10 protein-coding genes and 2 tRNA genes are annotated in these 9,701 nt (G+C 69.1%); 4 read left to right on the top strand and 8 right to left on the bottom strand.

Going from position 1 to position 9,701, the window contains the following annotated elements:
• Positions 1-23: 23 nt before the first annotated feature.
• The 4 genes from AMYTH_RS0130870 to AMYTH_RS0130855 form a co-directional block, all read right to left on the bottom strand.
• A tRNA-Asp gene (locus AMYTH_RS0130870) sits at positions 24-97 on the bottom strand.
• An 18-nt stretch (positions 98-115) separates the two neighbouring features.
• Positions 116-188: transfer RNA gene (locus tag AMYTH_RS0130865), tRNA-Glu, on the bottom strand.
• A gap of 194 nt (positions 189-382) precedes the next feature.
• Positions 383-1,123 (bottom strand): SCO6745 family protein, encoded by a 741-nt coding sequence (locus AMYTH_RS0130860; RefSeq protein ID WP_027933481.1) that lies wholly within the window; start codon positions 1,121-1,123, stop codon positions 383-385.
• Between the two features lie 193 nt (positions 1,124-1,316).
• On the bottom strand, positions 1,317-1,553 hold the full coding sequence (locus tag AMYTH_RS0130855) for a hypothetical protein (protein WP_020418281.1): 237 nt from the start codon (positions 1,551-1,553) through the stop codon (positions 1,317-1,319).
• Between the two features lie 474 nt (positions 1,554-2,027).
• On the opposite strand from AMYTH_RS0130855, the gene AMYTH_RS0130850 reads away from it, so the two are divergent.
• Positions 2,028-2,459 carry a hypothetical protein gene (locus AMYTH_RS0130850; RefSeq protein ID WP_027933480.1) on the top strand — a complete coding sequence of 144 codons (432 nt, stop codon included), beginning with the start codon at positions 2,028-2,030 and terminating at the stop codon, positions 2,457-2,459.
• A 64-nt stretch (positions 2,460-2,523) separates the two neighbouring features.
• Here the strand turns inward: AMYTH_RS0130850 and AMYTH_RS0130845 are convergent, their stop codons facing one another.
• Positions 2,524-2,727 (bottom strand): cold-shock protein, encoded by a 204-nt coding sequence (locus tag AMYTH_RS0130845; RefSeq protein ID WP_017985566.1) that lies wholly within the window; start codon positions 2,725-2,727, stop codon positions 2,524-2,526.
• A 369-nt stretch (positions 2,728-3,096) separates the two neighbouring features.
• Between AMYTH_RS0130845 and AMYTH_RS0130840 the strand changes: the two genes are divergently transcribed.
• Positions 3,097-4,299, top strand: coding sequence for a L,D-transpeptidase (locus tag AMYTH_RS0130840; protein ID WP_027933479.1), 1,203 nt, complete (start codon positions 3,097-3,099; stop codon positions 4,297-4,299).
• 52 nt (positions 4,300-4,351) lie between these two features.
• Here the strand turns inward: AMYTH_RS0130840 and AMYTH_RS49095 are convergent, their stop codons facing one another.
• Positions 4,352-4,513 carry a hypothetical protein gene (locus tag AMYTH_RS49095; protein WP_156131764.1) on the bottom strand — a complete coding sequence of 54 codons (162 nt, stop codon included), beginning with the start codon at positions 4,511-4,513 and terminating at the stop codon, positions 4,352-4,354.
• A 198-nt stretch (positions 4,514-4,711) separates the two neighbouring features.
• On the opposite strand from AMYTH_RS49095, the gene AMYTH_RS50965 reads away from it, so the two are divergent.
• Positions 4,712-4,834 (top strand): hypothetical protein, encoded by a 123-nt coding sequence (locus AMYTH_RS50965; RefSeq protein ID WP_267283907.1) that lies wholly within the window; start codon positions 4,712-4,714, stop codon positions 4,832-4,834.
• A gap of 51 nt (positions 4,835-4,885) precedes the next feature.
• Here the strand turns inward: AMYTH_RS50965 and AMYTH_RS0130825 are convergent, their stop codons facing one another.
• On the bottom strand, positions 4,886-6,247 hold the full coding sequence (locus AMYTH_RS0130825; RefSeq protein ID WP_027933478.1) for an MFS transporter: 1,362 nt from the start codon (positions 6,245-6,247) through the stop codon (positions 4,886-4,888).
• A gap of 256 nt (positions 6,248-6,503) precedes the next feature.
• Between AMYTH_RS0130825 and AMYTH_RS0130820 the strand changes: the two genes are divergently transcribed.
• Complete coding sequence (locus AMYTH_RS0130820) at positions 6,504-6,989, top strand: PaaI family thioesterase (protein ID WP_017985571.1); 486 nt, start codon at positions 6,504-6,506, stop codon at positions 6,987-6,989.
• 200 nt (positions 6,990-7,189) lie between these two features.
• Here AMYTH_RS0130820 and AMYTH_RS0130815 read toward each other — a convergent pair whose 3' ends face one another.
• Positions 7,190-9,700, bottom strand: a complete 2,511-nt coding sequence (locus AMYTH_RS0130815; RefSeq protein ID WP_027933476.1) for a serine/threonine-protein kinase — start codon at positions 9,698-9,700, stop codon at positions 7,190-7,192.
• Between the last annotated feature and the right edge of the window lies 1 nt (position 9,701).

Genomic DNA, 9,701 nt, shown 5'->3' with positions numbered 1-9,701 from the left:
CCGGCTGAAGCCAGACGCTACTGCGACCCTGACGGGACTCGAACCCGCGACCTTCGCCGTGACAGGGCGACGCGCTAACCAACTGCGCCACAGGGCCATATGCATTTGTCATGCGTACTCCCAACGGGATTCGAACCCGCGTTGCCGCCTTGAAAGGGCGGAGTCCTAGGCCGCTAGACGATGGGAGCCCGGCCGGTTCGGGTGACCGACCGACCGCGCTCTCAGGTCTCCCTGGGAGCGATTACAAGCATAGGGCACTCCACGAGCCCCCTTCCACCGGGTATCCCTTAACGGTAAAAACCGCGCCTGAGCTGCGGAAACACGGCGGCCGAAACCCCGGCGGCCCAGCTTCGGCAGCCGTCGACCGCGAACGTGTCCCCGGTCACTCTTCGCGACCGAGATCCGCCAGCGAGCGCACCAAGGCATCCCGCTCCGCCGCCGACAGCACCTCCAGCAGCTCGCCCATCCGCTCATCCGTCAGTGACTCCGCCCGCCGCCGGCGCGCTTCCAGGTCCGGGCGCCGCCGGGCGCGGGCGATCAGCTCGTCGGCCGCCTCCGGGGACCACGCTGTGCGCAACAAACGCGCGCGGCCGCCCCCCGGGTCCGCCACCACCGCCTCCGGCACCGTCAGCCCCACCGCCCGCAGCGCCGCGAAGTGCACCCCGCCGCGGTACTCGCGCAGCAACATCAACCCATGGCCGATCCGAGCGACCGGATCAGCCGGCCACGAGACCTGCTTCCAGCCCGCGAACAACGCCAGCCCGCTCGCGTCCGCAGCCGCCACCAAGCGGGGCAGCAACTCGCCGAGCGCCGACTCGCGCAGGTGCGCCTTCGACCACCGGTACAGCGCCTCGGTGTACGCCGAGACCGCCGCATCCGACCCCAAAACCTCGGTCGCCGGCGGCAGCACGACGTCCACCACCCATCGCGGGAAGATCCCGAACAGCTCGGCGACCACGGACGGTGGCGGATCGCCGAGTACAGCGGACCGGCCGCGGAAGTACAACGCGCGCTGTCCGAGCCCCACCTCGCGCTCGACCTCGGCCAGCTCCGGCGACGTCATGAACGCACCGCCGTACTTCTGCACCGCGGGACGGATCTCCCGCGCGATCTCCACCGGCACGACCGGCCCCTCTCGATCGGTAACGCCGTTATGTTACCGCGCAAAGGAACCGTGACGGCAATTTCACCGACAGCGAAGCAACTGGGTGGAAATTGTTTGCCCCGAGCAGAGGAACGCCGGTATCTTTCCGGACCTGGGGCCGGTCAGGGGTGCGACCAGGGGGTGCACCCCTGACCGGGAAGCACCGGGAACTTCACCGCTGGACCGGGTTCACGCCTTCCTCGTCCGGCACCAGTCCGAGCATGTCCAGCAACTGGGCGCAGTCCTGCGCGTCGATCGCGCCGGCGGCCACCGCCAACCTCGCACGTCGTACCTGGTCGTCCGACACGCGTGGCGCGTCGGCCTGCCCGGAACGCTGCGTGGGGACCCCGGCCGGATCGCCGCCTTCGTATCGAAGGAGGAACTGCCGAACTTCCACAGACCCGCTCATAGCTCCTCCCGAAAGGACTGTCACGCCAACAACTTCGCCGCGAGGCTAGCGAGCGGGACGTCGGGCACGCAGCCCCCCGCAGAGTGAACCTGTGAACACGCAACGTTCCCGTTCCGGGTCCTCGCAGATGAACCGCGGGCAACGACGCGATGACGGGTTGGGGCAATTTTTCCCGGCCAGCACTCGCGTCATCGGGCCGCATCATGTAACAATCGACTTGCTGACACACCCCCGGTCAGCGCCTGTGGAGATCCCCTCCGGCCCCCGCGTTCCTCCCCCTGGCGCGGGGGCCCCTCCATTTCCAGGGCACATTCCGCCCACGCATTTCCGGCCTGCGTGAATGACCCGCAGTCAGCCCGGTATTGCGACATGTGGGCGTACGACCCACCCGAACAGCCCAGCGGATCACGAAGAACCCGCGTGTCGTGCACCACAATGAGGGTCGTCCCGAGACCTAACCGTTATCGTGTCCGGGTGCCTCTTCCCTCTCTCGGACGCCGGAACACCCGGACCAACCTGAAGCCGGTCAACCCGGGCAAGCACCGGAACTCGGCGGACAAGGAATCGCAGGGCGCCGTCGAGGACCACGAGCTCACCAGCTACCTCGCCGCGCTCGCGCCGGAAACCGGCCCGGAAAGCACCGGGACCGGCAAGCGCTTCGGCGAGGCGCAGGTCTACCAGCTGCGCATGAACCTGGTCGCGAGCTCCCAGCTCAAGGACATCGCCGCCGAGCGCGGCACCTCGCCGCAGGCGCTGGCCCGCGAATGGGTGCTCGAGCGCCTCGCCTGGGAGGCGCAGGCCGCCTCGCAGGAGCGCCGCCAGTTCGCCGACCACACCGGCGTCGCCGACACCGACCAGCACCACTTCGACCAGAACTGGGACCGGCCGCGCGCCGGCCGCGTCTGACCGCAGAAAAAACCGTCCCCGGCGGAGGACCGCCGGGGACGGGACGTTCGTGGACAGGTGAGCGTCAGATGACGCGCACCTTCTGGGCCTGCGGCCCCTTCTGCCCCTGGCCGATCTCGAACTCCACGCGCTGGTTCTCTTCGAGGGTGCGGAACCCGCGGCCCTCGATCTCCGAGTAGTGCACGAAGACGTCGCCCTCGCCGCCGTCCTGGGCGATGAAGCCGAAGCCCTTCTCGGCGTTGAACCACTTCACAGTGCCTTGCGCCACCGCTGTTGCTCCTCGTCAATAACTCGGGCCGCCCGGACGGTTCCGACGGGATGAGCGACGAGCGCGTGCGGCTCCCGGCTCGCGTCGAAAGTTCCGCGAGTGTGTAGCCACGACCACGCAAAACAACGGCCTGCGCGGAAGCCTACCCGGATGTGGGCGATTTCGGACCCCATTGATTCTGTCACCGAGATGGCCTAGAGCGGTCACCCGGTCACTGTCGGACCCACTCGATAGGCTGATCAACTAGCGGCCAACCGTGGCGTTCCGGCATCGAGGGCCCTCCACAGTGAGGCGAGTCACACTCCTCAGCGTCAACGATCACCTACGGACGCGCGTCTGTCTGGCGACAGGGGAGAAGGGGCTTCAGAGGTGACAGGACTCCACAAGCGGCGCAAGCCGCTGGCGCTGATCGGGCTCGGTCTGGCCGCGCTGCTGACGCTGAGCGCGTGCAGCGGCGGCGACTCGCCGGGCGCCACCGGGACCGGGCAGAACACGTCCGCCGACGCGCAGCAGACCTCGGCGGGGCCGGCCAAACTCGCCGTGCAGCCCGCGGACGGCGCCAAGGACGTTGCGCCCGCGGACTCCGCGCAGGTGACGGTCACGGACGGTGAGCTGCAGTCGGTGACGCTCACCAACCCGGAGGGCAAGCAGGTCGCGGGCCAGCTCGGCGCCGACAAGCGCAGCTGGACCATCACCGAACCGCTCGGCTACGGCAAGAAGTACACGTGGTCGGGCACCGCGCTGGGCAGCGACGGCAAGCAGGTCGCCATCGGCGGCTCGTTCACCACCGTCAGCCCGCGCAAGCAACTGTCCGCCAGCCTGAACGTCGGCGACAACCAGACCTACGGCATCGCGATGCCGATCGCGCTGACCTTCAGCTCCAAGGTCACCGACAAGGCCGCCGTTGAGCGCTCGCTGACCGTCGAGACCACGCCGAAGACCGAGGGCTCGTGGGCCTGGGTCTCCGACACCAGCGTGCACTGGCGGCCGAAGGAGTACTGGCAGCCGAACACGCAGGTCAAGGTCGCCGCGAACATCTACGGCGTGAAGATCGGCGACGGGACCTACGGCAAGCAGGACGTCACGGCCGCGTTCTCCATCGGCCGCTCGCAGATCGTCAAGGGCGACACCACCACCCACCGGATGCAGGTCATCCGCGACGGCGTACAGATCGCCGACTACCCGGTGAGCTACGGGCTGGACTCCGACCCCGGCCGCGTCACGCACAGCGGCATCCACGTGGTGATGTCGAAGCACGCGACCTACTCGATGAGCAACCCGCGCTACGACTACTACGACGTGAACGTGCCGTGGGCGGTGCGGATCTCCAACAACGGGGAGTTCATCCACGGCCTTGCGTCGTCCATGTGGGCGCAGGGCAAGCAGAACGTCTCACACGGCTGCCTGAACCTGTCGCCGGCGCGGGCGAAGGAGTACTACGACGGCGCGCTGATCGGCGACCCGGTGGAGATCACCGGCAGCACCCAGACGCTGTCCGCGAAGGACGGCGACTACTCGGACTGGACCTACTCCTGGGCGGACTGGACGAAGCTGTCCGCCCTCGCGGGCTGATCCGTCGAGGCGTGAAGGCCACTCCCGCCACGGGGGTGGCCTTCACTGTTTTCTAGAGCGCGTGGCCGTCCAATGCGGGCGGCGGCGCGGGCACCGTCGGAACCTCGTCCGGTTCCGGGAGATCGAGCAGGGGCGGCACCACGACCATCTGCTGCGTCATGTCGTCCAGCAGCCGCGCCGCTTCACCCACTCCGGGCCGACGTTGCTCGCCCATCCCGCAGCCGCCTCCTCTGGGATTCCGGTTCTGCCACGGTTCATTCTGCCGTGGGCGAGATCACCCCTCAATGGGGGTCTGTCGGAGAAATACTCACCAACTTCGCGGCGATGAGTAACAAGGGGAACATCCCCCGACCACACCCCTGTAACACGGCGCGGTGAACAGCCGCGCCCGAACACTCACGAGGAGGAAGCAATGGTGTTCGCTGCTCTGCTGGTGGAAGCCGGCTTGGCGGTTGCGGTGGCATCGGCCCTCACCACCTACGCACGGCGGCACTTCGCTCCTCGTGCCGACGCCCGCGCCGAGGTCACCGAGTGAGCAAGGGCCGGGCCCCATCCGGGACCCGGCCCTCTTCCGTCCGGTGCGGCGTCAGTTCGTGGCGGCCTTGGCCGCCGGCTGCGCGGTCACACCCTCTTCGTTGATGTGGTCCATCGGGACCCGCGCCGTCTCCGGGATCTTGAAGATCGGGAACAACGCGATCGCCGCGGCGATCATCAGGTAGAACGCCGGCCAGTCCTCGTTGCCGGTGCCGTGGATCAGAGCGGTCACGACCACACCGCAGGTGCCACCGAAGATCGACGTCGAGACGTTGTAGCCGATCGCGAAGGCGCCGTAGCGCACGCGGGTCGGGAACATCGCCGGGAACGTCGACCCGATCACCGCCAGCATCAGCACCAGCAGCAGGGCCACGATCAGGAACCCGAGGAACAGCAGCACCGTGCTGCCGCTCTGCATGAGCTTGATCGACGGGTAGCTCAGCACGAGGAACCCGATCGCCGCGGTCATCAGCATCGGTTTTCGCCCGACCCGGTCGGAGAGCGCGCCGATCGGCGCGATCAACGCGATCTGGATCAGCTCCACGATGATGATGATCAACGTCGCCGTGTTGTCGCTGATCTTCAACGTGTCCGTGAAGTACGTCGGCATCGTCGTCAGCAACATGTAGTCGGCGATGTTGAGCAGCAGCACGATCCCGATCAGGTTCATGATCATGCGCCAGTTGCGGGACAGGGTCTCCTTCAGCGGCGCCTTCTCCGCCTTCTCGCCCGCGGCCTCCAGCCGCCGGAACTCCGGCGTGTCCTCGAGCTTGTTCCGCAGGTACAGACCGATGAGGCCGAGCGGGAGCGCAACCCAGAACGGGATCCGCCACGCCCAGCTGTCCACCTGATCCGCGGTGAACGACAGCGTCACCGTCAGCACGACCAGGTTGCCCAGCACGTAGCCGGCCAGCGTGCCCATCTCCAGGAAGCTGCCCCAGAACCCACGCTTGCGCGTCGGGGCGTACTCGGCGATGAACGTCGCCGCGCCGCCGTACTCGCCGCCGGTCGAGAAGCCCTGGATCAACCGGAGCAGCAGGACCAGGATCGGGGCGCCGATCCCGATCGCGTACTCGCCCGAGTACGTCGGCAGGCAGCCGACGAGGAACGTGCAGCCGGACATCAACAGGATCGTGATCGCCAGCACGCGCTGCCGCCCGATCTTGTCCCCCAGTGGGCCGAAGAACGCTCCGCCGAACGGCCTAACCACGAACCCGATCGCCACCAGCGCCAGCGATTTCAGAATCGCGTTCCCCTCGCCGGGAAAGAACACGGTGCCGATGCTGGCGGCAATCGCACCCGAGGTGAACACCCCGTAGTCGTACCACTCTGTTGCGTTACCCATTGCCGACGCGATGACGGCTCGTCTGACCGTCTTCTCGTCGACCTCGGGTGCCTGCGCTGTGTTCGTCATGTTCGCCCCGACCTCCTCAAACTGTTTCGTGCCAGCGCGGTCAAGGTTGCGACCTTAGTGCCATCGGGTAGTGATTTTCTCTCCTGTCGTGGTTTTTGTCTCTTCGAAGCCGGGGTGGCCAGACGTTTTCGCGGTAGAACCGGTTACCGTGTCCGGTGTGAGCGACAAGCGCCGACCTGCGAATCCGTGGCCGCCGGTCCAGACCGAACAGCCGGAAATCCACCCCAAGGCGCCCGGACCGGGCACGAAGCTCGAGATGCACTACGCCGAGTGCTTCGGGTGCGGTGAGGTCGACAACGGTCTGCACATGCACTCCACCGTCGGTGACGCCGGAGTCGTGTACTCGCAGTTCCCGGTCACGAGCGCGCACCAGGGCGCGCCGGGGCTCGCCCACGGCGGACTGCTGGCGTGCGCGTTCGACGAAGCGCTCGGCTCGACGGTCGGCAACCTGCTCCGCCGACCCGCGGTGACCGGCAAGCTGGAGACCGACTTCCTGCGGCCGGTCCCGGTCGGCACGACGCTGTTCATCGCGGCGCGCGTGGACGGCGTGGCGGGCCGCAAGATCTACGCGAGCGCCGACGGGCACCTCGACTCCGCCGACGGCCCGGTGGCCGTGCGGGCGCGGGGACTGTTCGTCCAGGTGGGACTGGAACACTTCACGACGCACGGCGATCCCGAGGCGCTGCAGAAGTTCGCCCCGGCACGGACCAAGGGCCGCGAGGAGTGGGACATCAATCCCTGACGCTGGGGCCGGTTCCGGACCGGTCAGCTCGGCGGGGTTGGGCCAACTCGGGGCGGTCAGCGGCAAGCACGGCGCAGCGAGTGGCGAACACGCCGGCACTCAACCTTGGTCCGGCCCGCGCATCCGCCGCCCAGGCGGTGGGCGGCTGCTCCCGGCGACGTGTCTGGCGCCCCGGATGGCGGTGTGCCGGCGGGCGCGGGTCAGGTGAGTGTGCGCGGGCGCACCGAGTTGGCCCGGTCGACCAGTTCGATCCGCTCGCCCGTCGTGTGGGCCAGTCGCGCCAGGGTGCGGTAGCAGCGTTCCAGTCCGAATCGGATGTCCCGTTCGGACAGATCGCAGCCCAGCACCTTCGCGCTCGTCCGGTATCCCGGCGGCGCGCCCTGCACGTATGTGAACGCCGCCTCCAGCACCTCCGCCGAGATGCGCGTCCGCCGCTCGGCGTCCAGGCGCAACTGCTCCAGTTTCACGCCTGCGTCCACCAGATCAGCCTCGATGACCGAGGTGTTCGGTCCGCTCGCCCTGGTCTTGATCTTGATGGCCGCCACCTGCGCCGCCACGTAGTGCGTCGACGCCGAGGGCACCGACTCCAGCACCTCGATCGCGCCCGCCCGCGCGCCCTGCGCCAGATACACCCGCGCCAGCCCGAACGCCGCGCTCACGTACGCCCGGTCGGTGCGCCACACCTGCTCGTACAACCGCGCCGCGGTGAAGTAGTCGCCGATGCCCTCCGCGCTGACCGCCAGCGCGAGCTTCGGCGCGATCTCGCCGGGCAGGTCGTCGTACACGGTCTCGAACGCCACGTTCGCCACCCGCGGCCGCCCGCCGGCAAGCTCGATCAGCCCCCGGTGCCAGTCGATCCGCCAGTCGTGCGGGTACCCGGCCCGGATGGCCAGGTACTGCGCCGCCTGCAGCTGGCGGTTCGCCTCGGCCAGCTCGCCCAGCTCGATGCGCGCGCGGACGATCCGCAGCCGCACCTCGATCGAGTCCGGCGGGGCACCGGCCAGCGCGTCGATCGCGGCCCGCGGGTCGACGGCCGTCGTCGTCGCCAGTACACCGGCGGCCGGGTCGTCGGTGTCGACCTGCGGGATCGGCAGGCCGGACACCACCTCGACGGCGTCCGGCAGCGGCACCGTCCAGCCCGCCTCCGGCACCACCAGGTCCACGCCGAACGTGTTGGTCTCCGGACCGAACACAGTGGACACCGCGGGCCGCGGTTTCCCGGTGCCCATCGAGATGATCTCGCGCAGCACACCGGCGAGCTGGTCGGCCATCTCCTCCGCCGACAGGAACCGGCGGTCCGGGTCCGGATGTGTGGCGCGCTTGAGGAACCGGTAGTACGAGCCGAACAGCTTGAACAGCGGGATCTCGTCCGGCGTCGGCAGCCCGGCCTTGTACTTCGTGGTGTAGCCGTTGAACTCGAAGCTCAGCACGGCCAGCGTGCGGCCGACGGTGTAGAGGTCCGACGCGATCGACGCGCCGTGGGTGGTCAGCTCCGGCGCGCTGTAGCCGGTGGTGAAGAACAGCGGGCTGGTGTAGTCGTCGATCCGCCGCACCGCGCCCATGTCGATCAGCTTCAGCTGCTCGTGCGTCTGGATCACGTTGTCCGGCTTGAGGTCGCAGTACAGCAGCCCCTGGCTGTGCAGGTACCCCAGCGCGGGCAGGATCTCCAGCCCGTACGCGATGACCTGCGCGATCGGCAACGGCTCCGGCCGCCCGGCGGCGCGCTGGTGCGCGAGCGCGAGCTGGCGCAGCGACTGGCCGCCGATGTACTCCATCACGATGTAGCCGATGGCGTGCCCGGTGCGCGCGTCCGGGTGCTGGACGAAGTTGTAGATCTTGACGATGTTCGGGTGCTCGACCTCGGCCAGGAACCGGGTCTCGTTCACCGCCGCCGCGACGGCCGTCGGGTCGCCGGTGTCGATCAGTCCTTTGAGGACGACCCAGCGGTCGTTTACGTTGCGGTCCTTGGCGAGGTAGATCCAGCCGAGCCCGCCGTAGGCGATCGCGCCGAGCACCTCGTACTGCCCGCCGACCAGGTCACCCGGCTGCAGCGTGGGCAGGAACGAGTAGGCGGTGCCGCACTTCTCGCACACGCCCTCCGGGCCGGCCGAGCCGCGGCCGACCTTCGCGGAACAGTTGCCGCAGTACCGCTTCTCCTCCGACACCACCGGGTTCGTGAGGACCGCCGACGCCGGGTCGCGGTAGGGCACCGGCGGAACCTCGACCAGGCCGGCGCCGAGACGACCGCGCCGGGTCCGCCGCCCGGTGCGCCGCGAGGTGCCCGGGAACGCGCCCGTGCCGGTGCCCGCTCCCGTGCCCGGCCCGGTGCCGGGCTGGCTGCCCGAGCCCGTGTGACCGCTGGACCGCTCGGGCAGCACGCTGTCGGTGCCCGGGTCCGGCAGCACTGCCGGACCGCTCGGCTCCGGCGGCGGCGCGGGCGGCCGGATCATCTCGGTCATCGGCGCCGGGGAGGCGAGCACGCTGGTGAGCTGCACGTCGTCCGGCTGCACGGGTTCCGCGGGCGGGCGGACCGGCTCGATGATCTGCGTCTCGGCGGCCGAGGGCACCGGTTCGCCGATCGGCGTCGGCCGGGCGCCGCTCAGCTCGTCGGCAGGCCTGTTCCACCCGGTGCCGGGCTCGTCGGCGAGGGAACCGGTGATCGGCCGGTCGTCCTGCCGCGCGTGGCGCGGGCGACGCTCCTCTTCGGACACT

Source organism: Amycolatopsis thermoflava N1165 (assembly GCF_000473265.1).
In the GTDB taxonomy this organism is placed as follows: Bacteria; Actinomycetota; Actinomycetes; order Mycobacteriales; family Pseudonocardiaceae; genus Amycolatopsis_E; species Amycolatopsis_E thermoflava.
The sequence above is the reverse complement of the archived record's forward strand: the minus strand, read 5'-3'. Positions and strand labels throughout refer to the sequence as shown.